The organism is Mycobacterium colombiense (assembly GCF_003284935.1).
Classification (GTDB): domain Bacteria; phylum Actinomycetota; class Actinomycetes; order Mycobacteriales; family Mycobacteriaceae; genus Mycobacterium; species Mycobacterium arosiense_A.
The window spans coordinates 166,133-189,709 of the sequence record NZ_QMEV01000002.1; the positions used below are offsets into that span (position 1 = coordinate 166,133).

Sequence of the window (23,577 nt, forward strand, 5' to 3'; positions counted from 1 at the left end):
CTTAGGAGCGATGTGCAGACGGGTCAACGACGGGGACGCTGGACCGGCGTCCCTTTGGAGAGCCGTCTCGCGCTTCGCCGTGACAACCTCATCGATGCCGGGGTGCAGTTGCTCGGCAGCCCCGGGGGGCCGGCGCTGACCGTGCGCGCCGTGTGCCGCGCGGCCGCGCTGACCGAACGCTACTTCTACGAAAGCTTCGCCGACCGTGACGAATTCGTGCGCGCGGTCTACGACGACGTCTGCACGCGCGCGATGAACACGCTGACGTCGGCGACGACCCCGCGGGAAGCCGTCGAGCGTTTCGTCGAGCTGATGGTCGACGACCCGGTGCGCGGGCGCGTGCTGTTGCTGGCGCCGGCAGTGGAGCCGGTGCTGACCCGCTCCGGGGCGGAGTGGATGCCCAATTTCATCGACCTGTTGCAGCGCAAGCTGTCGCGCATCGGCGACGCCGTGCTGCAGAAGATGATCGCCACCAGCCTGGTGGGCGGGCTGTCGAGCCTGTTCACCGCCTACCTGCACGGGCAGCTGGGCGCCAGTCGCAAGCAGTTCATCGATTACTGCATCAACCTGCTACACATCAGCGCCGCGCCGTACGTCCCGGCCGGTGAGCTCGGCAAGTCTGTCTGACGCGTTTTCATTCGCGCGGCATCGGCAAGACGTACAGCTAGACCTACCGATCGAGCCCACTTCGAAACCGGCATCAAAACGTCACCTGGCGCGCCGCACGAGGAACTTGATGCTACCGAAGTACACAGATATATTGACTGCTACCCATCGACACAGATAACTGGAGGCCGTATGTCAGCCGAGCTGACAAACCTACAGCTCCTGCAGGAACTTGAGCCGTTCGTCGAGAAATACCTGAACCGGCACGAGAGCATGCACAAGAACTGGAACCCACACGACTACATCCCGTGGTCGGACGGCAAGAACTACTACGCGCTCGGTGGGCAGGACTGGGAGCCCGGTCAGTCGCAGCTTTCGGACGTCGCTCAGGTGGCGATGGTGCAGAACCTGATGACCGAGGACAACCTGCCGTCCTATCACCGCGAGATCGCGATGAACTTCGGCTTGGACGGTGCCTGGGGCCAGTGGGTCAACCGGTGGACCGCCGAGGAGAACCGGCACGGCATCGCGCTGCGCGACTACCTGGTGGTCACCCGCGCCGTCGACCCGGTCGAGCTCGAGAAGCTGCGCATCGAGGTGGTGAACCGCGGCTTTAGCCCGGGCCAGAACCACCAGATCCGCGCCGATCTGTTCGCCGAGAGCCTGTTCGACTCGGTCATCTATGTCACGTTCCAGGAGCTGGCGACCCGGATTTCGCACCGCAACACCGGCAGGGCCTGCAACGAGACGATCGCCGACCAGCTGCTGGCCAAGATCTCGGCCGACGAGAACCTGCACATGATCTTCTACCGGGATGTCAGCGAGGCCGGATTCGACGCGTCGCCGAACCAGGCGATGCGGTCGCTGCACAAGGTGCTGCGCAACTTCCAGATGCCCGGCTACCAGGTGCCCGAGTTCCGCCGCAAGGCTGTGATGATCGCGGTGGGCGGTGTGTACGACCCGCGCATCCACCTCGACGACGTCGTCATGCCGGTGCTGAAGAAATGGCGCATCTTCGAGCGCGAGGACTTCACCGGCGAGGCGGCCGCGCTGCGCGACGACCTTGCGCTGCTGATCAAGGAACTCGAGACGACCTGCGACAAGTTCGAGGTCTCGAAGCAGCGCCAGCTGGAGCGGGAAGCGCGCACCGGCAAGCGGACCACGGCCTTCGAGCTGCACCAGACCGCCGGCACCCTGACCATGAGCCGGCGGTAACCGAGCGGTGCGCATCGGATCCATCGCGCTCGCCAGCCCGGTGGTCCTGGCTCCGATGGCGGGCGTCACAAACGTCGCTTTCCGGACGCTGTGTCGTGAACTGGAGCAAGCCAAGGTCGGCACCGTCAGCGGGCTCTACGTCTGCGAAATGGTCACGGCGCGTGCGCTGGTCGAGCGTCATCCCGCCACGCTGCACATGACCACGTTCGCCCCGGACGAGTCGCCGCGGTCGCTGCAGCTCTACACCGTCGACCCCGCGACCACCTACGCCGCCGCGAAGATGATCGCCGACGAAGGCCTGGCCGACCACATCGACATGAATTTCGGCTGCCCGGTGCCCAAGGTCACCAAGCGCGGTGGAGGCTCGGCGCTGCCATACAAACGGCGACTGTTCGGCCAGATCGTCGCCGCGGCGGTGCGCGGCACCGAGGGCACCCGGATACCGGTGACCGTCAAGTTCCGCATCGGCATCGACGACGAGCACCACACCCACCTCGACGCCGGCCGCATCGCCGAAGCCGAAGGGGCGGCCGCCGTCGCGCTGCATGCCCGCACGGCGGCGCAGCGCTACTCCGGCACCGCCGACTGGGACCAGATCGCCGCGCTCAAACAGCACGTGACGACCATCCCGGTGCTGGGCAACGGCGATATCTATGACGCCAGCGACGCGCTGACGATGATGGCCACCACCGGCTGCGACGGCGTCGTCATCGGTCGCGGCTGCCTCGGCCGGCCGTGGCTGTTCGCCGAGCTGTCGGCCGCATTCACCGGCGGCGCGCCGCCCACGCCGCCCACGCTGGGCGAGGTCGCCGACATCGTGCGGCGGCACGGGGAGCTGCTGGCCGCGCACTTTGGCGAGGACAAGGGCATGCGCGACATCCGCAAGCACGTCGGCTGGTACTTGCACGGCTTTCCGGCCGGCTCCGAGCTGCGCCGAGCGCTGGCGATGGTCAAGACGCTCGACGAGCTGGACCGTCTGCTCGACCGGCTGGACCCCACGGTGCCGTTCCCCGAGGAGGCGACGGGCCCGCGCGGCCGACAGGGTTCACCGGCGCGGGTGGTGCTGCCCGAAGGCTGGCTGACCGACCCTGACGACTGCACGGTGCCGGCGGGCGCCGACGTCATGCACTCCGGGGGCTGAGCCGGCCAACGCGAAATCGCGTCCGGACGGATAACTCAGTACCATGTGGGCTTTGTTGCATGCGCTCTGGTAGTGGATGACTTCGGTGCCGCTGCGCGAGGGCGACACAACATGGTTGGCACACGCGGCAGCGCTCACGATGGGTGCGCTGCGCTAGACACTACGCACGCATACGCTGACGTCTGCATCAGAGCTTCGGAGGCCGGTAGGACATGAGTGACGCCGAGAACGACGCCACTCGTAATGGTCGGCACGGCCCCGGCGGGGCGCACGCCCGCCCGATCGCGCCGGACCCGGCACCGCTGGGCGCCGCCCCCTGGGAGCGGTTCTTCCAACCACCGGCCGATGACAGCCTGCACCGTTGGCAGCCCGAGGCCGGCATCGAGCGCGTCGAGCCGGCCGCGGACGAAACCGACCGGGGTGGCTCCCACGCCGGCGGCGGCGTCAGCGTCGCGGATCTGATCGCCAAGATCGGCGCCCCCGACCGGCCCGTCCACCACCGCGCCGCGCCCGAGGATGCCGAGCCCGAACCGTCCGGGTCCGAGCCGGGCCTGCCGATCGAGCTGCAGCGCACGCAGGTGATCGACGACCTGGCCTACTCCGTGGACGCGGTCGCCGAACTTCGGGCCCTCGAAGCCGCCGACTATCCCAACGACGACGACCCGGACGACGACGACCCGGACGACGAGGCCCCCGCGCCCACCGTGGCGCCCAAACGGCGGCGCCGTCCGCTGCTGCTGGCCGCCCGGTCGACGGCCGCCTTCGCCGCCGTGCTGGCCCTGGTCATGACCGGCGGGGCGTGGCAGTGGAGCGCGTCGAAAAACGCCCGGCTGAACACGATCAGCGCGCTCGACCGGAACTCCAGCGACATCCGCGACCCGGGTGGACAGTACGGCGACGAGGACTTCTTGATCGTCGGTCTCGACTCGCGCCTGGGCGACAACGCCAACATGGGCGCCGGCACCACCGACGACGCCGACGGCGAACGCTCGGACACGGTCATGCTGGTCAACATTCCGGCCAACCGTAAGCGTGTGGTCGCGGTGTCGTTCCCCCGCGACCTGGCGATCACGCCGATGCAATGCGAGGCGTGGAATCCCGAAACCGGCAAATACGGGCCCCTCTACGACCCGAAGACCAAGACCTACGGCCCGAAGACGATCTACACCGAGACCAAACTGAACTCGGCGTTCGCCTTCGGCGGCCCGAAGTGCCTGGTGAAGGAAATCCAGAAGCTGTCCGGCCTGAGCATCAACCGCTTCATCGCCGTCGACTTCTCCGGCTTCGCGAAGATGGTCGACGCCCTGGGCGGTGTCGAGGTGTGCTCGAGCACGCCGCTGCACGACTACGAGCTGGGCACCGTCCTCGAACACGGTGGCCGCCAGGTCCTCGACGGTTCGACCGCCCTGAACTACGTGCGGGCGCGCCAGGTCACCACCGAGGTCAACGGCGATTACGGCCGGATCAAACGCCAGCAGCTGTTCTTGTCGTCGCTGCTGCGCTCGTTGATCTCCGAGGACACGCTGCTGGACCCGAACAAGCTCAACAACGTCGTCAACATGTTCATCAGTGACACCGTCGTCGACAACGTGCAGTCCAAGGACTTGGTCCAGCTCGGCCAGTCGCTGCAGGGCATGGCGGCCGGGCACGTCACGTTCGTCACCGTGCCGACCGGTGTGACCGACCAGAACGGCGACGAGCCGCCGCGGACGGCCGATATGCGGGCGCTGTTCGACGCCATCATCAACGACGATCCGCTGCCCGAGGAAAACGACCAGAACGCGCAGAATTTGAGTGCGTCCCCGACCAAGGGGCCGTCGAGGGCGCCCACCACGAAGAAGTCGCCGGCGCCGACGGCCGAGGCGCAACACGAGCAGATCACCACGACCTCGCCCAGCGGGGTGACGGTGCGGGTTTCCAACGCCACCACGCAGAGCGGGCTGGCCGCCACCGCGACCACTCAGCTCAAGCAGGACGGCTTCAACGTGATGTCGCCCGACGATTACCCGAGTTCGGTGACCGCGACGACGGTGCTCTTCTCGCCGGGCAACGAGGAGGCCGCCGCCACCGTCGCGTCCTCGTTCAACAACGCGAAAGTGCAGCGGGTTTCCGGCTACGGGCAGGTCGTGCAGGTGGTACTGGGCCCCGACTTCAAGTCGGTCAGCACTCCCTCGCCCAGCGGCTCGTCGATGAGTCTGCAGATCGAACGCGGCTCGAGCAATGCTCCGGCGAAGCTGCCCGAGGACCTGACCGTCACCAACGCGGCCGACACCACCTGCGAGTAACCGCTTTTGACGGCGCTGCGCTGTCCGTTTCGGGCGGGGAGACCGTACCCTTGGTGATATGCGGACCGCCTACCACGAGCAACTTTCGGAATTATCCGAGCGCCTCGGCGAGATGTGCGGCTTGGCGGGAATCGCCATGGAGCGGGCCACCCAAGCTCTGTTGCAGGCCGACTTGGTGCTTGCCGAACAAGTCATCTCCGATCACGAAGCCATCGCCGCGCTGAGCGCGCGCGCCGAAGAAAGCGCCTTCGTACTCCTGGCATTACAGGCACCGGTCGCCGGTGATCTGCGGGCCATCGTCAGTGCCATCCAGATGGTGGCGGACATCGACCGGATGGGTGCGCTGGCGTTGCACGTCGCCAAGATCGCCCGCCGGCGTCATCCCCAGCACGCCCTGCCCGAGGAGGTCAACGGCTATTTCGCCGAAATGGGCAGCATCGCAGTCGAATTGGGTAACAGCGCCCAAGAGGTGGTGCTGTCCCGCGACCCGGAGAAGGCCGCCCGCATCCGCGAAGAAGACGACGCCATGGACGATCTGCACCGGCATCTGTTCTCGGTGCTGATGGACCGTGAGTGGAAACACGGCGTCGCCGCGGCCGTCGACGTCACGTTGCTGGGCCGGTTCTACGAGCGCTTCGCCGATCACGCCGTCGAGGTGGCCCGTCGGGTCATCTTCCAAGCGACCGGCAGGCTGCCCGAGGAAGAGGCGAAACCCGCGTCGCAGTAACCAAAACCCGACGGCCTAGCCGAAGCGGCCGGAAATGTAGTCCTCGGTGGCCTTCTGGCTCGGGTTGGAGAAGATCTTCTCGGTGTCGTCGACTTCGATCAACCGGCCCGGTTTTCCGACTGCTTCCAGGTTGAAGAACGCCGTGTAGTCGCTGACCCGCGCCGCCTGCTGCATGTTGTGGGTGACGATGACGATGGTGTAGTCCTGTTTGAGTTCGCTGATCAACTCTTCGATCGCCATCGTCGAGATCGGATCCAGCGCCGAACACGGCTCGTCCATCAGCAGAACGTCGGGTTGCACGGCGATGGCCCGCGCGATGCACAGGCGCTGCTGCTGCCCGCCGGACAGTCCGCCGCCGGGCCGCTCCAAGCGGTTCTTGACCTCGTCCCACAGGTTTGCCCCGCGCAGCGAATACTCGGCCGTCTCGTCAAGCACCTTGCGGTTGCGCACCCCCTGCAGCTTCAGGCCGGCGACCACGTTGTCACGAATCGACATGGCGGGGAACGGGTTTGGCCGCTGGAACACCATCCCGATGGCCCGGCGCACGCCGACCGGGTCGACGCCCGCGCCGTAGATGTCTTCGTCGTCGAGCAGCACGCTGCCCTCGACCCGCCCGCCGGGCACCACCTCGTGCATGCGGTTGAGCGTGCGCAACACCGTCGTTTTGCCGCACCCTGACGGGCCGATGAACGCAGTCACGCTGCGGGGCAGAACCGACAGCGTCACATCCGAGACCGCGTGAAACGCTCCGTAGTAGATGTTGACGCCCTTGAGGTCCAACCGTTTGGCCACTTACTGCTCCTGCCTATGACTTCCTGGCGCCCAAGAATTTCGCTATCACGCGGGCCGTGATGTTGATGGTGGCGATCACCAGGATGAGGGTTAATGCGGCGCCCCACAACCGATCCGTGGGGATGGGGTTCAGGCCCGCACCCGCAGATGTCTGGTTGAACATCATGCCGGGCAGGGTCCCCATGAACCCGCTGAAGATGTCGAAGTTCATCGCCTGTGCGTATCCGACGAGGATCAGCAGCGGCGCCGTCTCCCCCATCACCCTGGCCATCGCCAGCAGTATGCCGGTGACGATGCCCGAGAGCCCGGTGGGGATGACCACCCAGACAACGGTTTTCCACTTGGTGATGCCCAGCGCGTAACTGGCCTCGCGAAGATCCACCGGCACGATCCGCAGCATCTCCTCGGTGGCACGCACGATCACCGGCAGCATCAACAACACCAGCGCCAGCGAGACCGCGAACTCCGATCGCGGCAGCCCGAGCGTCGCCACACACAACGCGTAGATGAACAGCGCCGCAACGATTGACGGCACACCGCTGAGGATGTCCACCATGAACGAGGCCAAACGGCCCAGCGGGGTGCCGCCGCCGTACTCGACCAGATAGATCGCGACCATGAGGCCCAGCGGGATCGAGATGACGGCGCATACCAATCCCTGCAGCACCGTACCGACCAGCGCATGGTAGGCGCCACCACCGGTCACGAATGCCGTCATTCCGGCTTGCGAGTGCGACCACCATACGGTCGACATGATCGCCTTGAACCCCTTGGCGACCACCGACCACAACACCATTACCAACGGGGTCACGGCGATCAGCAGAGACAATGAAACCAGAAGCGTGGCAACGACATCCGTGATACGGCGGCGCCGGCTGACCGGCGAGAAGGTCCGCGGCTTGAGCGGGCGGTCCAGCATCGAGGTCATTGCGCCCCCTTGCGCGCCGCCCCGGCGACGGCGCCCCGTGCCACGGCGTCGACCAGGAAGGTGAGCACGAAGAGCGTCAGTCCCGCGGCGATGTAGGCGCCGGCCCGGTATCGGTCGTCGAATTCCGCCGCCGCGCCGGCGATCTTGGTCGCGAAGGTGGAGCCGCCGTCGAACAGCGACCAGCCGAATGCCGCCTGGGTCCCGCGCAGGATGATCAGCAGCGCCACGGTCTCACCCAGCGCGCGGCCCAGCCCCAGCATCGAGCCGCTGACGTAGCCCGACCGCCCGAACGGCAGCGTGACCGTCTTGACCACTTCCCAACGGGTGGCACCCAGCGCCAGCAGGGCCTCGACCTGATCTTGCGGCGTCTGGACGAACACTTCGCGGGTGACCGCGGTGATGATCGGCAGGATCATCACCGCCAGCACGATCCCGCCGGTGAAGATGGTGCCGCCCCCGGCGGGCGACGCGTTGCCGCTGGCGAACAGAAAACACCAGCCCATCGCCCGGTTGAGCCACGTGGCGACGGGCCGCAGCTGCGGCGCCAACACGTACAAACCCCAGGCTCCGTAGATGATGGACGGCACCGCGGCCAGCAGGTCCACCGAGTAGGCCAGCGGCGTGGCGACCCGCCGTGGCGCGTACTGCGTGATGAAGATGGCGACGCCCAGCGCGACCGGCATGGCCAGGATCAACGCGAACAGCGACACGAACACGGTGACCGGCACCAGGCTGGCGATGCCGAAATGCATCGCCGAGGTGTCCGTGGTGGCCCAGGTCCCGCCGTAGCTGAAGAAGTTCTCCCGATTGCGGTGCAGCGCCGGTATCGCGCGCCCGAGCAGGAACGCCGCGATCGCGGCGATGACCACGATGATGAACACGCCCGACGACTGCGCCAGCCAGCGGAAAATCCGGTCCCCGACGTGGGGCCGGCCCTCGCCCCAGGGGCTGGTGGGTGTCGCCTGCGACTCCGGAAACGGCGCCGCGACGACCGCGCCCGAACCCGCGTCATTGGGATTTGCCCCGGAAAACCCCGTCACTGTGATCCCGTCACAGTCCTGTTGTCGCTCCTTGATACCCGGTTCACTCGGCTACTGCATCGCATCGATCGCCGTAACCAGTCGTTCCCTGACCTTATCGGGCAAGGGCACGTACCCGGCCCTCGCCAGCTCGCCCTGCCCGCTGCTGGCGGCGATGGCTAGGAACGATTTGACCGCGGCGGAGGTCTGGGGGTCGTAGCCCTTCGAGCACACGATCTCGTAGGTGACCAGCAGTAACGGATACACACCCGGCTCCTCGGAGCCGTACATCGCGTTGAGGTCGAGCACCAGGTCATCGCCTTCGGCCAGGAATTTCGCCGCTTTGACGGCGTTGCCGGCCGTGTCGTTGGTCAGCGGGATCACCCCGCCGCGGGTGGCGATTTTGGCGTAGGGCATGCGGGCCTGGTCGGCGAAGCCCTTCTCGACGTATCCGATGGCGCCCGGGGTGGCCCGCACGGCCTGGATGACGCCGGCCGACTTCGCGGCGCCCTCCCCGACGCCGCCCTGAAATTCCGTGCCGACCCCTTTAAGCCAGCTCTGCGGCGCGGCCGCGGTCAGATACTTCTGAACGTTGTCGGTGGTTCCCGACGAGTCGGTGCGGTAGATCGGCGTGATCTTGGTGGCGGGCAGCGCCGTTCCCGGGTTGAGCGCCACCAGGATGGGGTCGTTCCAGCTGGTGATCCTGCCGGTGAAAATTTTGGCCAGCGCGTCACTGTTGATCACCAGGTCCGGATTCCCGGGCAGGTTGTAGACGATCCCGATCGGCCCGAAGACCAGCGGCAGGTCCCACGCCGGGTTCCCGTCGCAGCGTTTGGCGGCGGGGCCGATCTGATCGGCGACCAGCGGCGAGTCGGCGCCCGCGAAGTCGACGTGCCCGGCGATGAATTGCTCACGGCCGGCGCCCGATCCGGTCGGGTTGTAGGCCAGGGCCTTGCCCGGGCAGTACTGGCCCCACACCTGGTTGAACACCGTGATCGCGTTCTCCTGAGCGGTCGAGCCCTCCGCCGTCAGCTTGTTTTTGCCGCCGCAGCCCGCGGTTCCGGTGATCCCGGAGACGGTGGGCGGGGCGGCCCCGCGGCGGTTCTCGTCGCTACCGCAGGCGCTCAGCGCTCCGGTACCGAGCGCCGTCGCCAACGCCACGGCGGCCAGCGCCCTGCCCTGCCTGTCGAGCCTCACCGATCTCGCTTTCTTGATGCGTTCCGGACGCATGTGGGTGCCGCTGGCTATCTGTCGTGTGAGGTTGCCAAGCGACGGCGAAAATATGTGCCGCCGCAAGCCACAGCAACGTTTGGGTAGCCACGACCAGATTAACGATCTGGCTAGCTGGCGCTCGTACCCGCGGTCAGTTGGCCGCGGGTACGACCGCGTATGCGGTGTCGACGCTATAGGTGGTGAAGCCCAGGCGCTGGTAAGTGCGCACCGCGGCGACGTTGTCCGACTCCACGTACAGCATCACGGTGGGGTCGGCGGCGTCGGCCAGGCGCCGTCCCAGCCATTCGATGCCGACGGCGGTCAGCGCCTGCCCCAGTCCGCGGCCCTGCGCCGACGGATCGACGCCCACGACATACACCTCGCCGAGGCCCGGCCGGTCGAGATGCACCTTCGTCCAGTGGAAACCCAGCAGCGTGCCGGCCTGATCGCTGTGAGAGTCGCCGAACGCGAGAAACAGGCCGGTTGGGTCGAACCACGGTTCGTCGCGCCGCTCCGCGAGATCGACGTCCGTCCAGCCGCCCTGCTCGGGGTGATAGGCGAAGGCGGCGTTGTTGACCCGCAGCAGCTCAGCGTCGTCGGAGGGACCCGCGTACGTGCGGATTTCCACTCCGGGCACCGCCGGCACGGTGGCGGGCAGATCGCGCAGCGAGCGCCGCATCTGCATCAGCTCCCGCACCGGGGTCAGGCCCAGCGCGGACGCGGTCGCGCGGGCCGGCTCCAGCGTGCCGTGCGCCCAGAACCGGTTGCCCGCACCGGTTTTGGCCAACGCCGCGCGCGCCAGGGTGGACCCGATACCGCGTCGGCGCGCCTGCGGATGCACCACGAGTTCGGCCATCCCGGTTTCGCCGTCGCGCGGCGGACTGAGGTTGAGATAGCCGACGATCGTGTCGGCGCCCGTCGCGGACGCATTCGTGCTCAGCAGATGCTCGGTGCGGTCATGGCCGAGCTCACGCAGCACCTGTTCGCCCACGGGCGCGACCCCGTCGTATTCGGTTGCCGCGCCGACGAGTTCGCGCACGCCCTGCTGCTCGTCGACGGTCAGCGTGCGGCGCCAGTCGGGCGACGTCACTGCGTATGCAGCGGATCGACCAGCGGATCCTGGACGTCCTGCGACTCGGGTTCGGATTCCGGTTCGGCGCCGTCGGCATCCTCGGGTTCGGCAACCGGCGCGCGGCCCCGCGCCGGGCGGACGGCCTTGTAACCCACGTTGCGCACGGTGCCGATCAGCGCCTCGTGCTCGGGCCCGAGTTTGGCCCGCAGGCGACGCACGTGCACGTCGACGGTGCGGGTGCCGCCGAAGAAGTCGTATCCCCACACCTCGTGCAGCAGCTGGGCGCGGGTGAACACCCGCCCGGCGTGCTGCGCCAGGTACTTGAGCAACTCGAATTCTTTGTAGGTCAGGTCTAGCGGGCGGCCCCGCAGTCGGGCGGTGTAGGTGCCCTCATCGATCACCAGCTCGCCAAGGCTGACCTTGCCGGCGCTCTCCTGGTCCGCGAGCCCGCCGCGACGGCCGACAACCAACCGCAGCCGCGCGTCGACCTCAGCCGGCCCGGTGGTGGGCAGCAGGATCTCGTCGAGGCCCCAATCGGAGCTGACGGCCACCAGCCCGCCCTCGGTGACCACGGCCAGCACCGGAACCGACCGGCCGGCCGTGCTCAACAGGCGGCACAGTCCCCGCGCCGACGACAGGTCGGTGCGCGCGTCGACGATCACCGCATCCGCGGTCCCGGCCTCGAGCAACGAAGAGGGTTCTGGCGGCGCCGTCCGGACGGTGTGCGGAAGCAGGGACAACGACGGCAAGACCGGGTCGGGATGCAGCTCCGCGGTCAGCAGTAGTAGCTCCAACTAGCCCCTCCAACTCGGGGGAACGGCATCTCCCAAATTCACAACGCCATCAAGCGTTAGTTACCAGGTCATCTAACGATAACGTGTCACCTGCTTTTTTCGCGTGGTAGCCGAGCCAGTGTGAGCCCCGCCACGACCGATCCGCCGGCGACCCGCTCCGGGGCGTTACGCCACAATATGCGGGTGCGCAAGGTGCTGATTGCTGTGACCGCGACGGCGATCCTGGTCGCGGTGCTCGCCCTCAGCGCAATCGGCGTCGACTACGGGACCAGCATCTATGCCGAATACCGGCTGTCGTCCAGCGTCCGCAAGGCGGCCAAGCTGGGAACGGACCCGTTCGTGGCGATCGTGGCGTTTCCGTTCCTTCCCCAGGCGATGCGCGGCAACTACAGCCAGGTGGAGATCAAGGCCAACGCCATCGACCATGCGAGGACCGGCAGGGCCACCCTGGAAGCCACCATGTACTCGGTGGACCTGGCGCAGGCGTCGTGGCTGATCGGCCCGGACGCGAAGCTCGCCGTGGGCAAGTTGGAGAGCCGCATCATCGTCGACTCGACGCACCTGGGCCGGTTCATGGGCATCAGCGATTTGATGGTCGAGGCGCCGCCCAAGGAAACCAACACCTCCACCGGTGGCGTCACCGCGTCGGGCATCTCGGACAGCCACGGTCTGGTGTTCACCGGGACACCCAAATCGGCGGGCTTCGATCGCCGGGTCAGCGTCTCGGTCGACCTGTCCATCGCCCCGGACGACCCGGCGACGCTGGTGTTCACCCCGACCGGCGTGCTGACCGGCTCGGACACCGCCAACCAGACGGTTCCGGCGGACAAGCGTGATGCGGTGCTGCATGCGTTCAGCGGGCGGCTGCCCGACCAGCGGCTGCCCTTCGGTGTCGCGCCGACCTCCGAGGGAGCCCGGGGATCCGACGTCATCATCGAGGGCATCACCCGTGGAGTAACCGTGACCCTCGCGGGGTTCAAACAGTCATGACCGCAGTCGTCGTGATCGTCGTGGTGCTCGCGTTGGCAAGCCTCGCCGGGTGGTGGCTGACCCGTCGCTCCGGAACCATCAGGGAGATCGCCGCCGAGCCGGATCGGGACGCCGACGCCGACATCGCGGCGCTGGGGCTGTCCCGCAGCAGCCCGACCGTGGTGCACTTCAGCGCCCCGTGGTGCGGGCCGTGCGACCGGGTCCGCCGGGTGGTGGAGCAGGTCTGCGAGGACCTGGACGACGTGGCCCACGTCGAGATCGACCTGGACGCAAACCCCGAGACCGCGCACCGGTATTCGGTCCTGTCCCTGCCCACCACGTTGATCTTCGACGTGGACGGCCGGCAGCGATACCGCACCTCCGGAGTGCCCAACGCCGCCGACCTGCGGTCCGCGCTGAAACCGCTGTTGGCTTGACCGCGGGGTCATTGGGTAAGCTGACCGACGTGTCAGCCCGCCTCGAGCCCATGCTCATCCAGCGTCGCGCAGTTGCACTGTGCCGCACCGCGGGCTGTTGTTGTTGCTGTTGCTGCTGAGTAGCCGCGCTTTTGCGTAGCACTCGGAGCGGCCCCGGATCCAGACCGTGGCACGTCTCCATTCGTCGTTTCCGTCAGCAATAGGGGTATCGAGGAGTTCCTACCTTGCCGAGCAGCAACACCGTCGCGCAGCCGGATCTGGTCGACGTGCGCGGGCCGCGATTCGCCGCCTGGGTCACCACTGCGGTCCTCGTGCTGGCGCTGGTCGTCTCGGCGGCCAGTCCGCCGGCCGCCGCGGTGATCCTGGCCGCTCAGGCCGCCGTCTTCGCCATCGGCGCGATCGGGGGGCCGCGCAAGCATCCCTACGGCCGGATCTTCGCCACCGTCGTCGCGCCCCGGCTGGGGCCGGTGCAGGACCGCGAACCGACCCCGCCGCTGAAGTTCGCCCAACTCGTCGGCCTGATCTTCGCCGTGCTGGGAGCCGCCGGATTCGCCACCGGCGCCGGCCTGGTCGGCGTCATCGCCACCGCGGCCGCTCTGGCCGCCGCATTCCTCAACGCGGCCTTCGGCATCTGCCTGGGCTGCCAGCTCTACCCGCTGGTCGCCCGTTTCCGAAGCCCCGCGCGTCCCACCTGACCTGCTGTAACAAAAGCGATTGAAAGGATCCACTCCATGGCACGCTCTGACGTCCTGGTCTCCACCGACTGGGCTGAGAGCAATCTCGACGCCTCAGGCGTCGTCTTCGTCGAAGTCGACGAAGACACCAGCGCTTACGACGCCGCCCACATCCCCGGCGCGATCAAGCTGGACTGGCGCTCCGACCTGCAGGACCCGGTCAAACGCGACTTCGTCGACGCCCAGCAGTTCTCCAAACTGCTCAGCGAGCGGGGCATCTCCAATGACGACACCGTGATTCTCTACGGCGGCAACAACAACTGGTTCGCCGCCTACGCCTACTGGTATTTCAAGCTGTACGGCCATGACAAGGTCAAGCTGCTCGACGGCGGCCGCAAGAAGTGGGAGCTCGACGGTCGCGCACTGTCCAGTGAGCCCGTGAGCAGGCCGGCGACCTCGTACACCGCCGCCGCGCCGGACAACAGCATCCGGGCGTTCCGCGACGACGTCATCGCGGCGATCAACGTCAAGAACCTGGTCGACGTGCGCTCCCCCGACGAGTTCTCCGGCAAGATCCTGGCGCCCGCACACCTGCCGCAGGAGCAAAGCCAGCGGCCCGGCCACATCCCCGGCGCCATCAACGTGCCGTGGAGCAAAGCCGCGAACGAGGACGGCACCTTCAAGTCCGACGAGGAGCTGGCCAAGCTCTACGCCGACGCCGGCCTGGACGGCGAGAAGGAGACGATCGCCTACTGCCGCATCGGCGAACGGTCGTCGCACACCTGGTTCGTTCTTTATGAATTGCTCGGGCATCGGAATGTGAAGAACTACGACGGCAGTTGGACGGAATACGGCTCCCTGGTGGGCGCCCCGATCGAGTTGGGAAGCTGATATGTGCTCTGCACCGAAACAAGGACAGACGCTGCCCGCCAGCGTCGACCTGGAGAAGGAAACGGTGATCACCGGTCGCGTGGTGGACGGCGACGGCCAGGCAGTGGGCGGCGCGTTCGTGCGCTTGCTGGACTCCTCGGACGAGTTCACCGCCGAGGTGGTGGCGTCGGCCACCGGTGACTTCCGGTTCTTCGCCGCACCGGGATCCTGGACCTTGCGCGCCCTGTCGAAGGCCGGCAACGGCGACGCCGTGGTGGCGCCGTCGGGTGCGGGCATCCACGAGGTCGACGTCAAGATCGCCTGACCCACCAACCGCCCCGGACGCGGTGGCCGCGGGACGAATAGACTTGTCCGCGTGGTGCTGTTCTTCGAGATCATGCTGGTTGTGGCGGTCGTGGTGATTTCATGGTTCGCCCTGTACACCCTCCACCGGCTCATCACCGACGAGTCGTGACCCGCGCCGGCGACGCTTCGGGACGCAGCGATCGGAGGCGGTGGCGCGCGTGACCCCCGACCAACCGTTCAGCCCCGCCGGCTCCGGCGACCGGGCGGTGGCCGCTGCCGCCGAACGCGCCAAGCTGACCGCCGCCCGCAACATTCCGTCCTACGATGACCTGCCCCTGCCCGCCGACACCGCGAACCTGCGCGAGGGCGCCAATCTCAGCGATGACTTGCTGGCGTTGCTGCCGCTGGTCGGCGTGTGGCGCGGCGAGGGAGAGGGCCGCGGGCAGGACGGGGACTACCGGTTCGGTCAGCAGATCGTCGTCTCGCACGACGGCGGTGACTACCTCAATTGGGAAGCCCGCTCGTGGCGGCTCAACGAGACCGGCGACTACGAAGAACGCGGCTTGCGCGAGACCGGCTTCTGGCGCTTCGTCACCGATCCCGACGACCCCGGCGAATCGCATGCCATCGAACTGCTGCTGGCCCATTCGGCGGGCTACGTCGAACTGTTCTACGGCCGCCCCCTGACCCAGTCGTCCTGGGAGCTGGTCACCGACGCGCTGGCCCGCAGCCGGTCGGGCGTGCTGGTCGGCGGTGCCAAACGCCTCTACGGCATCGTCGAAGGCGGCGACCTGGCCTACGTCGAGGAGCGGGTGGACGCCGACGGCGGTCTGGTGCCCCATCTTTCGGCGCGGCTGTCCCGGTTCGCGGGCTAGCGGCCGAGCCGCGCCGACAGCCACGAAAGGGCTCCGGCGCAACATAATTGGGCGACCCCTCAACTGACGGAACCCGGGTCTGCCACGACGCGCTGCACGCGGCGTCCAGTGTCGTCGTCGACTTGTTGGTGTGCGGCCCCGATGCCGGGACCGGCCACGCCGGCAAGCTCGCCGGGGAGATCGCCGCGAAGGTGGCCCAGTCGCCGCCCCAGACATGGATCGGCCCCCGAGCCGTGTTCCTGGTTGGACAAAAACCGGAAGCTCGGGGGCCGGGTGACTGCGGGGAATTCGCTAGCGCACGTGTGACGCCAGCTCTTCCGAGCAGGTGCTGCTAGCGCGCAGCCACCTCACATGTCCATGAAGCTATCAATTCGCGGACCACCTCCTTCCTTGTGTACGGCCGACCGTACCCGCGGATCGGCCAGCCGACAACAGAATTCAGCGCTCAGCGATCGCTGACGATGGCGGCGTCGATCAGCTCGGCGAATTCCGCGGCCATCGGCGCCGGCGGCAGCGCGCGGCCATCGAGGGTGTGCACGCGGGCCGCCAAGGTCATGCTGGAGATCAGCCAAACACCTTGGGCGGCAACCAGATCCGCGACCCGCAGCGCGCGGTAGTCGCAGTCATACCCCTTGTCCCTGGCCACCTCGAACAGGGCCTGCTGGGTGGTGCCGCGCAGGATCGGATACCACGGCGGCGGGGTTAGCAGGCACGGATGGCCGTCCGGTGTCTCGGGGGCCGTGGCGATCACCACAGTCGAGCGTGGGCCTTCCAGGATGTAGCCGTCGGTGCTGACGAAGATCACGTCACCGGCGTCCTGACGGGCGGCATGGCGCAGGGCCGCCATGTTGACCGCGTAGGACAGGGTCTTGGCGCCGGCCAGCAGCCACGGCATCGCGTCGACGCCGGTGGCGGGCAGCCCGCGGTCGAGCGTGATCGCCGCCAGCCCGCCTCGCCGGACCGCCGTCACGCGGTCGGGGACCGCGTTGACCATGACGAAGGCGGTCGGAGCCGAGCCGCCCTCGCGCCCGCGGGTGTAGATCAACCGCATCGCGCCCTCGTCCGCGCCGGCCGCGCACCACTGCCGGGTGGCCACCTCGATCGCGCGTCGCCACCGCGGCAGGTCAGGCTTGGGCAGATCGGTCAACGCGGACGAGTGGGTCAGGCGCTGCAGGTGCGGCTCGATCAGACAGGCCCTGCCGTCGCGGACCAGCAGCGTCTCGAAGACACCGTCACCGCGGACCGCGGCCAGATCGTCGGCGTGCAGCAAGGGCGCGTCGGGCGAATGCATTTCGCCGTCCAGCGTGACGATCACACCCGTCGGGCCGGCCATGGTCGAAAAGCCTATCCAATGACCCGCATCGCCTGACCGCGAGCGCGGCGACGCCGGGCCGGCCGGTCCGTAGAGTTGACTCGTGACTCGCGCTGTCCCCGCACCCGAGACCGGACCCGACGCCGGTGCGGTCTGGCATTACGGCGATCCGCTGGGCGAGCAGCGTGCGGCCGACACCGACGCGATATGGGTCGACCGTTCGCACCGCGGCGTGCTCACCTTGACCGGCAAGGACCGGCAGACGTGGTTGCACAGCATTTCGACGCAATTCGTCAGCGACCTCCCCGACGGCGCCAGCACGCAGAACCTCAGCCTCGACGGCCAGGGGCGCGTCGAGGACCACTGGATCCAGACCGAGCTGGGCGGCACCACCTACCTCGACACCGAACCGTGGCGGTCCGAGCCGCTGCTGCAATACCTGCGCAAGATGGTGTTCTGGTCCGAGGTCACCCCGGCCGGGGCGGAACTGGCCGTGGTCTCGCTGCTGGGCCCGAAACTGGCTGACCCAACAGTTCTCGACGCGCTCGGGGTGGATGCGCTGCCCGCCGAGCTGACCGCGGTCCCCACCGGCGACGGCTTCGTGCGCCGGATGCCGGGCACCCCGGCGGGCGGGCTCGAGCTGGACCTGCTGATTCCGCGCGCCGCGGCCGACGAGTGGCGAAACCGCCTCACCCAGGCCGGCGTGCGGCCCGGCGGTGTGTGGGCCTACGAAGCCCACCGGGCCGCGGCCGTGCGACCCCGCCTCGGCGTCGACACCGATGAGCGCACGATTCCGCACGAAGTGGGGTGGATCGGCGGTCCCGGTACGGGGGCCGTCCACCTGGACAAGGGCTGCTATCGCGGGCAGGAGACGGTCGCGCGGGTGCACAACCTGGGCAGGCCGCCGCGGATGCTGGTGCTGCTGCACCTCGACGGGTCGGTCGACCGGCCGTCGACCGGTGATCCGGTGCTGGCCGGCGGCCGCACGGTCGGCCGCCTCGGCACCGTGGTCGACCACGTGGATCTCGGGCCGATAGCACTGGCCTTGCTCAAGCGCGGGCTGCCCGCCGAGACGGAATTGGCGACCGGCGCGGAAGGCTCGGTGGCCGCGGTGATCGACGCCGATTCGCTTCCGGCAACCGAACAAATCGGCGCGGGACGGCTAGCTGTTGAACGGTTGCGGGGCGGTGCGGGATAATGAACGGTAACGTCCGCCACAGCAAGCAGGGGGCGCCAACGCCCGGTGGCGGGGCACGGTAAACTGTTGGCAGGACAAATGACACCAGGAGATCGGAGCCGCCTACTCGTTAGGCCGCTCCGTTATTGCGCGAGGGGGTTCCCCCATGGGCCGCGGCCGGGCTAAGGCAAAGCAGACCAAGGTTGCTCGAGAACTCAAATACAGTTCTCCACAGACCGACTTCCAGCGGCTTCAGCAAGAGCTGTCCGGAACGGGTTCGGACGGGTCCAACGACCTGGACAGCGACGGATCCGAGGAATCCTGGGACGACCAGGACGCCTGGCGTCGCTAAGACCCACGCCCCGGCGCCGATGCGTAGGGCACCGGCGCCGCGTTAGTTCCGCCGGAGCCCGAGCCTTTTAGAACCTCGGGTGCTGACCGACCATCTTGGCCCGCGGGCCCTCCTTGCCGCCTTTGCCGACGGTGCCCAGCACCCAGCAGTCCAGATGCCGGGCGGTCAGGATGGCCAGCGCCCGGTCGGTGTCCTCGGGGCCCACCACGGCGATCATGCCGACGCCCATGTTGAACGTCTTCTCCATCTCCTCGCGGGTCACCCGGCCGCGCTGGGCGATCATGGCGAACACCGGCGCGGGCGTCCAGGTTCCGCGATCCATCTCGGCGACCAGGCCGTGCGGGATGACGCGTTGCAGGTTGCCGGCCAGGCCGCCGCCGGTCACGTGGCAGAACGTGCGCACGTGGGTTTCGGCCGCGAGCGCCAGGCAGTCCTTGGCGTAGATGCGGGTGGGCTCGAGCAGCTCTTCACCCAAGGTGCGGCCGAACTCCTCGACGTAGCCCCCGAGGTTCATCCGGTCGATCTCGAGCAACACGGTGCGCGCCAACGAATATCCGTTGGAATGCAGACCCGACGAACCCATCGCGATGATGACGTCGCCGGGTTTGACCCGATCGGGCCCCAGCACGTCATCGGCCTCGACGACGCCGATGCCGGTGGCCGAGATGTCGTAGTGGTCCGGCTCCATCAGACCCGGGTGTTCGGCCGTTTCGCCGCCCAGCAGCGCGCAGCCGGCCCGCACACATCCCTCGGCGATGCCGCCAACGATGGCGCTCAAGCGTTCCGGCACCGTCCGGCCCACCGCGATGTAGTCCTGCAGGAACAGCGGCTCGGCTCCGCACACCACGAGGTCGTCGACCACCATGGCCACCAGGTCCAGCCCGACGGTGTCGTGCTTGTCCATCGCCTGGGCCACCGCCAGTTTGGTGCCGACGCCGTCGGTGGAGGCGGCCAGCAGCGGCTCGCGATAATCGCCACGTAGCGCGAACAGGCCGACGAATCCGCCCAAGCCGCCCCGAACCTCGGGTCGCGTGGCTTTCGTCGCCAGCGGCTTGAACAATTCGACAGCGCGGTCGCCGGCTTCAATGTCCACCCCGGCCGACGCGTAGGTGATGCCCTGACTGCCTTGGTGGCGTCCTGGACTCTTTCCGGGATCCGTCATCGCGATAAAGGCTACCGGGCGGCGCTGACGGCCGGTATCAAACGTCGGTGAAGGAGGGCAACCGATTCCCTCAGTGCACGACCGGCACTTCGTCGGGCGCCAGTTCGTCGAGTCCGGCGCCGCGAGCGGCATTGGCGAGCATGTGCTCGATGACGTTCTTGCCCAACGCTGTTTCCTCGGGCAGTTCGATCGGGTACTGGCCGTCGAAGCACGCGGTGCACAGCCGTGAGGCCGGCTGCTCGGAGGCCGCGACCAGGCCGCGCAGCGAGATGTAGCCCAGCGAATCGGCGCCGATCGCGTGCCGCACCGCCTCGAGCATCTCCTTCTTGTCCTCGACCGCGTTGGCGATCAGCTCCGCCGGTGACGGGAAGTCGATGCCGTAGAAGCAGGGCCATTTGACCGGGGGCGAGGCGATCCGCACGTGCACTTCGACGGCGCCGGCCTCGCGCAGCATCCGCAACAGCGCGCGCTGGGTGTTGCCGCGCACGATCGAGTCGTCGACGACGATGAGTCGCTTGCCCCGGATGACCTCGCGAAGGGGGTTGAGCTTCAGCCGGATACCGAGCTGGCGGATGGTCTGGGACGGCTGGATGAAGGTGCGCCCGACGTAGGCGTTCTTCATCAGCCCCTGGCCGTAGAGAATGCCCGACTCCTGGGCGTATCCGACGGCGGCGGGCGTGCCCGACTCGGGCACGCCGATCACCAGGTCGGCCTCGACGGGACGTTCGCGGGCCAGCCGGCGACCGATCTCCACCCGGGTCGCGTGGACGGACCGTCCGGCGATGGTGCTGTCCGGTCGCGCCAGGTAGACGTATTCGAAGACGCAGCCCTTGGGGGTGGGGTTGGCGAAACGGGTGGAGCGGACGCCGTCGGCGTCGATCGCCAACAATTCGCCCGGTTCGATGTCGCGGACGAACGAGGCGCCCACGATGTCGAGCGCCGCAGTTTCGGAGGCCACCACCCAGCCGCGGTCCAGGCGTCCCAGCGAAAGCGGCCGCACCCCATGTGGATCGCGCGCCGCATACAGGGTGTTCTCGTCCATGAACGTCAGGCAGAACGCGCCGCGCACAGTCGGCAACAGATCGAGCGCGGATTGTTCCAGGGTGGCGTCCGCCGCGCCGTGGGCCAGCAGCGCGCCCAGAATGTCGGAGTCGGTCGTCGCCGGCGCCGGGGCGCGTTTGGCGATCAGTCCCTCGTCGCGGGCGCGGGCCGCGAGCTCGGCGGTGTTGACCAGGTTCCCGTTGTGCCCCAATGCCACCCCGGTGCCGGCCGCGGTGTTGCGGAACACCGGCTGGGCGTTCTCCCAGGTTGTGTCGCCGGTGGTCGAGTACCGGCAGTGCCCGATGGCGACGTGGCCCGGCATGGCGCCCAGCGTCTGCTCGTCGAACACCTGGCTGACCAGGCCGAGATCTTTGAAGACCAGTACCTGGGAACCATCGGCGACGGCGATGCCGGCGGCCTCCTGGCCGCGATGCTGCAGCGCGTACAAGCCGTAATAGGTGAGTTTGGCGACGTCCTCGCCGGGGGCCCAGACCCCGAATACACCGCATTCCTCACGGGGCGCGTTGAAGTCCTCTTCGGGTTCTTGGACGGTCACGATTAGGCAGCTCCCCGGGGAACGGTTGGTGACGTAACGGAGTCTACGGGCACACGCGCCGCGCCGACGAATCCGCCGGGCGTGTTGGGCGACAAATTGCCAGCGTAAATACCTGAACCTGCAGTTCAGGGTTATGTTCAGCCGACATCGAACAGGGGCAGCCAGTGCTCAATCTCACCCGCCCGCGAGCCGGACAGGCGCAGCGCACCGGTGCGCTTGGCCTCGGCGAACGGCAACGCCCCGGTGGCCAGCAGCAGCCAGGTCCGCGCTCCGGTTTCCACCACGTTGGGCGGTGTGCCGCGGGTGTGCGTGGGCCCTGGGACGCACTGCACCGCGACGAAGGGCGGGACGCGCACCTCCACGCTGCGCCCGGGCGCCAGCGCGGCCAGCGTGCGGGCGGTCAGCCGAACGGCCGTCGCCAATTCCTGCCGGTCGGGCTCCGGACCGGATTCGTCGCGCAGCCAGTCCGCGACCGCCAACACGGCCTGCCGGGTCTTGGCCGGATCGGCTTTGTCGCGGGGGGCCATACCCTAGGGTCTCAAAACCATGGAGCCCCGTCGCTCGAGGGCGCGGCCGCCGTACAGGACCGCCGGCCTGCTAACGGTCATGGTCATGGGATTGATCGGGTCGCTCCTGTACCTGCAATTTCGGGGCGCCCTCACGCCCACCACGAAGTTGACCATGGTGGCCGCGCGGGCGGGCCTGGTGATGGATCCCGGCTCCAAGGTCACCTACAACGGGGTGCAGATCGGCCGGGTGTCCAGCATTTCGGAGACCACGCATGACGGCAGGCCGGCCGCCAGGATAGTCCTGAACATCACCCCGAAATACCTCAAGCAGATCCCGGCCAACGTGGCGGCCGCGGTAAAGGCCACCACCGTGTTCGGCAACAAATATGTCGCCTTGAGCTCACCGAAAAATCCTGCAGCGCAACCGATCACACCGTCGATGGTGATCGATGCCACGTCGGTGACCACCGAGTTCAACACCCTTTTCGAGACGCTCATGTCGATCGCGGAGAAAATCGATCCGGTCAAGGTGAACCTCACGCTCAGCGCGGCCGCCCAGGCGCTGACCGGAATGGGCGAGAGGTTCGGCGTCTCGCTTGTCAACGGCAACGCCGTCCTCGACGACCTGAATTCGCGGATGCCGGTCCTGCGCAACGACATTCGGCAGTTGGCAGCCCTGGGCGATACCTATGCGCACGCCTCACCCGATCTGTGGGACACGCTCGACCATGCGGTGACGACCGCGCGCACACTCAACTCGCGGCAACGCGACCTCGATGCCGCGCTGCTGGCGGCCGCCGGGGTGGGCAACTCCGGTGCCGACGCCTTGGCCCGCGGCGGACCGTTCTTCGTCCGCGGCGCCACCGACCTGGTTCCCAGCAGCCAGCTGCTCGACGAGTACAGTCCCGAAATCTACTGCACTATCCATAATTTCGATGAAGTGGCACCAAGAATCCACAACGCGCTGGGTGACAACGGCTACTCGCTGGGCGCCCACGCCTCGGGCGCCATCGCGGGCGCGCCCAATCCCTATATCTGGCCGGAGAACCTGCCGCGCACCAACGCCAGGGGCGGCCCCGGCGGACGAGCGGGCTGCTGGCAGAAGATCACCCGGGAACTGTGGCCCGCGCCGTTTTTGGTGATGGATACCGGTGCGAGCATGGCTCCCTACAACCACTTCGAAGTCGGCTCGCCGCTCGCGGTCGATTTCGTGTGGGGCCGCCAGCTGGGTGACTACACCATCAATCCCTGAGCGCCCGCCGAACACCCAGCACCGCGACCGCCCCGGCTTCGTTGATGGCCAGGTGCGCCAGCAAGGGTGCGGCCAGGCTGCCGGAACGATCGGCCAGCCAACCGAACAGCCAGCCCGCGATGCCGGTGACCAGCACGGTGCCTGCCAGGGGCTCACCCGTCGCGCGCGCGTCGGCGACGTGCGAGAGACCAAACGCGGTGGCCTGCAGCAGCCGCCCCCCGCGTGCACCGAAAGCGGCCGAGCCGGCGGCGGCCAGCGCGCCGCGGTAGGCGGACTCCTCCGACCACACCGTGC

General features: G+C 67.9%; 25 protein-coding genes. 14 read left to right on the forward strand and 11 right to left on the reverse strand.

What is annotated here, in order from left to right:
• The first annotated feature begins 12 nt into the window (after window positions 1-12).
• The 5 genes from DQP57_RS01900 (at window position 13) to phoU (ending at window position 5,974) form a co-directional block, all read left to right on the forward strand.
• Entirely contained in the window at window positions 13-627 is a 615-nt protein-coding gene (locus tag DQP57_RS01900) for a TetR/AcrR family transcriptional regulator (RefSeq protein WP_112631178.1), read from the forward strand.
• A gap of 171 nt (window positions 628-798) precedes the next feature.
• A complete protein-coding gene (locus tag DQP57_RS01905; protein WP_112631180.1) occupies window positions 799-1,821 on the forward strand; it encodes an acyl-ACP desaturase in 1,023 nt (340 codons plus the stop codon).
• 7 nt (window positions 1,822-1,828) lie between these two features.
• The gene (gene dusB, locus DQP57_RS01910) at window positions 1,829-2,962 is read left to right on the forward strand and encodes a tRNA dihydrouridine synthase DusB (protein WP_112631182.1); all 1,134 of its coding nucleotides are present in this window, start codon (window positions 1,829-1,831) and stop codon (window positions 2,960-2,962) included.
• Between the two features lie 212 nt (window positions 2,963-3,174).
• Complete coding sequence (locus tag DQP57_RS01920) at window positions 3,175-5,247, forward strand: LCP family protein (protein ID WP_112631184.1); 2,073 nt, start codon at window positions 3,175-3,177, stop codon at window positions 5,245-5,247.
• 58 nt (window positions 5,248-5,305) lie between these two features.
• Window positions 5,306-5,974 carry a phosphate signaling complex protein PhoU gene (phoU, locus tag DQP57_RS01925; RefSeq protein WP_112631186.1) on the forward strand — a complete coding sequence of 223 codons (669 nt, stop codon included), beginning with the start codon at window positions 5,306-5,308 and terminating at the stop codon, window positions 5,972-5,974.
• 15 nt (window positions 5,975-5,989) lie between these two features.
• Here the strand turns inward: phoU and pstB are convergent, their stop codons facing one another.
• The 6 genes from pstB to DQP57_RS01955 form a co-directional block, all read right to left on the reverse strand.
• Window positions 5,990-6,766 (reverse strand): phosphate ABC transporter ATP-binding protein PstB, encoded by a 777-nt coding sequence (gene pstB, locus DQP57_RS01930; RefSeq protein ID WP_112631188.1) that lies wholly within the window; start codon window positions 6,764-6,766, stop codon window positions 5,990-5,992.
• A gap of 13 nt (window positions 6,767-6,779) precedes the next feature.
• Complete coding sequence (gene pstA / locus DQP57_RS01935) at window positions 6,780-7,694, reverse strand: phosphate ABC transporter permease PstA (RefSeq protein ID WP_112631190.1); 915 nt, start codon at window positions 7,692-7,694, stop codon at window positions 6,780-6,782.
• Window positions 7,691-8,734, reverse strand: a complete 1,044-nt coding sequence (gene pstC / locus DQP57_RS01940; protein ID WP_112631192.1) for a phosphate ABC transporter permease subunit PstC — start codon at window positions 8,732-8,734, stop codon at window positions 7,691-7,693. The genes pstA and pstC overlap by 4 nt, the downstream gene beginning before the upstream one ends.
• A 51-nt stretch (window positions 8,735-8,785) precedes the next feature.
• Window positions 8,786-9,910: a phosphate ABC transporter substrate-binding protein PstS gene (gene pstS / locus DQP57_RS01945; protein ID WP_112631251.1), complete on the reverse strand. Its 1,125-nt coding sequence runs from the start codon at window positions 9,908-9,910 to the stop codon at window positions 8,786-8,788.
• Window positions 9,911-10,076: 166 nt separating this feature from the next.
• The gene (mshD, locus tag DQP57_RS01950) at window positions 10,077-11,015 is read right to left on the reverse strand and encodes a mycothiol synthase (protein ID WP_112631194.1); all 939 of its coding nucleotides are present in this window, start codon (window positions 11,013-11,015) and stop codon (window positions 10,077-10,079) included.
• The gene (locus DQP57_RS01955; protein ID WP_112631196.1) at window positions 11,012-11,791 is read right to left on the reverse strand and encodes a winged helix-turn-helix transcriptional regulator; all 780 of its coding nucleotides are present in this window, start codon (window positions 11,789-11,791) and stop codon (window positions 11,012-11,014) included. Before DQP57_RS01955 ends, mshD begins: the two co-directional genes overlap by 4 nt.
• Window positions 11,792-11,968: 177 nt before the next feature.
• Here DQP57_RS01955 and lmeA point away from each other — a divergent pair, with 177 nt between their 5' ends.
• The 6 genes from lmeA to DQP57_RS01985 all read left to right on the forward strand — a co-directional run bounded on the left by lmeA (window position 11,969) and on the right by DQP57_RS01985 (window position 15,922).
• Window positions 11,969-12,781: a mannan chain length control protein LmeA gene (lmeA, locus tag DQP57_RS01960; RefSeq protein WP_112631198.1), complete on the forward strand. Its 813-nt coding sequence runs from the start codon at window positions 11,969-11,971 to the stop codon at window positions 12,779-12,781.
• On the forward strand, window positions 12,778-13,197 hold the full coding sequence (locus tag DQP57_RS01965; protein ID WP_112631199.1) for a thioredoxin family protein: 420 nt from the start codon (window positions 12,778-12,780) through the stop codon (window positions 13,195-13,197). Before lmeA ends, DQP57_RS01965 begins: the two co-directional genes overlap by 4 nt.
• 224 nt (window positions 13,198-13,421) lie before the next feature.
• Complete coding sequence (locus DQP57_RS01970; RefSeq protein WP_112631201.1) at window positions 13,422-13,892, forward strand: DUF4395 domain-containing protein; 471 nt, start codon at window positions 13,422-13,424, stop codon at window positions 13,890-13,892.
• Between the two features lie 36 nt (window positions 13,893-13,928).
• Window positions 13,929-14,762 (forward strand): sulfurtransferase, encoded by an 834-nt coding sequence (locus DQP57_RS01975; protein WP_112631203.1) that lies wholly within the window; start codon window positions 13,929-13,931, stop codon window positions 14,760-14,762.
• A gap of 1 nt (window position 14,763) precedes the next feature.
• Window positions 14,764-15,066: a DUF1416 domain-containing protein gene (locus tag DQP57_RS01980; RefSeq protein ID WP_112631205.1), complete on the forward strand. Its 303-nt coding sequence runs from the start codon at window positions 14,764-14,766 to the stop codon at window positions 15,064-15,066.
• A gap of 190 nt (window positions 15,067-15,256) precedes the next feature.
• Window positions 15,257-15,922: an FABP family protein gene (locus tag DQP57_RS01985; RefSeq protein ID WP_240631646.1), complete on the forward strand. Its 666-nt coding sequence runs from the start codon at window positions 15,257-15,259 to the stop codon at window positions 15,920-15,922.
• Window positions 15,923-16,367: 445 nt separating this feature from the next.
• Here DQP57_RS01985 and DQP57_RS01990 read toward each other — a convergent pair whose 3' ends face one another.
• Window positions 16,368-17,237, reverse strand: coding sequence for an aminodeoxychorismate lyase (locus DQP57_RS01990; protein WP_112631255.1), 870 nt, complete (start codon window positions 17,235-17,237; stop codon window positions 16,368-16,370).
• Window positions 17,238-17,337: 100 nt separating this feature from the next.
• On the opposite strand from DQP57_RS01990, the gene DQP57_RS01995 reads away from it, so the two are divergent.
• Together DQP57_RS01995 and DQP57_RS02000 are read left to right on the forward strand one after the other, a co-directional pair.
• Window positions 17,338-18,432, forward strand: coding sequence for a YgfZ/GcvT domain-containing protein (locus DQP57_RS01995; RefSeq protein ID WP_112631207.1), 1,095 nt, complete (start codon window positions 17,338-17,340; stop codon window positions 18,430-18,432).
• Between the two features lie 145 nt (window positions 18,433-18,577).
• Window positions 18,578-18,763: a DUF3073 domain-containing protein gene (locus tag DQP57_RS02000; protein WP_112631209.1), complete on the forward strand. Its 186-nt coding sequence runs from the start codon at window positions 18,578-18,580 to the stop codon at window positions 18,761-18,763.
• 67 nt (window positions 18,764-18,830) lie between these two features.
• Here DQP57_RS02000 and purM read toward each other — a convergent pair whose 3' ends face one another.
• From purM to DQP57_RS02015, 3 genes are all read right to left on the reverse strand, one after another.
• A complete protein-coding gene (gene purM / locus DQP57_RS02005) occupies window positions 18,831-19,925 on the reverse strand; it encodes a phosphoribosylformylglycinamidine cyclo-ligase (RefSeq protein WP_112631211.1) in 1,095 nt (364 codons plus the stop codon).
• Window positions 19,926-19,995: 70 nt separating this feature from the next.
• Window positions 19,996-21,522: an amidophosphoribosyltransferase gene (gene purF, locus DQP57_RS02010; protein ID WP_165821726.1), complete on the reverse strand. Its 1,527-nt coding sequence runs from the start codon at window positions 21,520-21,522 to the stop codon at window positions 19,996-19,998.
• Between the two features lie 137 nt (window positions 21,523-21,659).
• The gene (locus DQP57_RS02015; protein ID WP_112631215.1) at window positions 21,660-22,049 is read right to left on the reverse strand and encodes a sterol carrier family protein; all 390 of its coding nucleotides are present in this window, start codon (window positions 22,047-22,049) and stop codon (window positions 21,660-21,662) included.
• Between the two features lie 19 nt (window positions 22,050-22,068).
• Between DQP57_RS02015 and DQP57_RS02020 the strand changes: the two genes are divergently transcribed.
• On the forward strand, window positions 22,069-23,283 hold the full coding sequence (locus DQP57_RS02020) for an MCE family protein (RefSeq protein WP_112631217.1): 1,215 nt from the start codon (window positions 22,069-22,071) through the stop codon (window positions 23,281-23,283).
• Here DQP57_RS02020 and DQP57_RS02025 read toward each other — a convergent pair.
• Window positions 23,273-23,577, reverse strand: a 305-nt coding sequence (locus tag DQP57_RS02025; protein ID WP_114149381.1) for a CPBP family glutamic-type intramembrane protease, incomplete at its 5' end; no start/stop codon positions are given. The two genes, DQP57_RS02020 and DQP57_RS02025, sit on opposite strands and share 11 nt — an antisense overlap.

Excerpts from the sequence above, each read along its gene's own strand:
- DQP57_RS01905 (WP_112631180.1), top strand. The coding sequence starts at position 799 with ATGTCAGCCGAGCTGACAAACCTACAGCTCCTGCAGGAACTTGAGCCG.
- DQP57_RS01920 (WP_112631184.1), top strand. The coding sequence starts at position 3,175 with ATGAGTGACGCCGAGAACGACGCCACTCGTAATGGTCGGCACGGCCCC.
- phoU (WP_112631186.1), top strand. The coding sequence starts at position 5,306 with ATGCGGACCGCCTACCACGAGCAACTTTCGGAATTATCCGAGCGCCTC.
- pstA (WP_112631190.1), bottom strand. The coding sequence starts at position 7,694 with ATGACCTCGATGCTGGACCGCCCGCTCAAGCCGCGGACCTTCTCGCCG.
- lmeA (WP_112631198.1), top strand. The coding sequence starts at position 11,969 with ATGCGGGTGCGCAAGGTGCTGATTGCTGTGACCGCGACGGCGATCCTG.
- DQP57_RS01965 (WP_112631199.1), top strand. The coding sequence starts at position 12,778 with ATGACCGCAGTCGTCGTGATCGTCGTGGTGCTCGCGTTGGCAAGCCTC.
- DQP57_RS01975 (WP_112631203.1), top strand. The coding sequence starts at position 13,929 with ATGGCACGCTCTGACGTCCTGGTCTCCACCGACTGGGCTGAGAGCAAT.
- DQP57_RS01980 (WP_112631205.1), top strand. The coding sequence starts at position 14,764 with ATGTGCTCTGCACCGAAACAAGGACAGACGCTGCCCGCCAGCGTCGAC.
- DQP57_RS02000 (WP_112631209.1), top strand. The coding sequence starts at position 18,578 with ATGGGCCGCGGCCGGGCTAAGGCAAAGCAGACCAAGGTTGCTCGAGAA.
- purM (WP_112631211.1), bottom strand. The coding sequence starts at position 19,925 with ATGACGGATCCCGGAAAGAGTCCAGGACGCCACCAAGGCAGTCAGGGC.
- DQP57_RS02015 (WP_112631215.1), bottom strand. The coding sequence starts at position 22,049 with ATGGCCCCCCGCGACAAAGCCGATCCGGCCAAGACCCGGCAGGCCGTG.
- DQP57_RS02020 (WP_112631217.1), top strand. The coding sequence starts at position 22,069 with ATGGAGCCCCGTCGCTCGAGGGCGCGGCCGCCGTACAGGACCGCCGGC.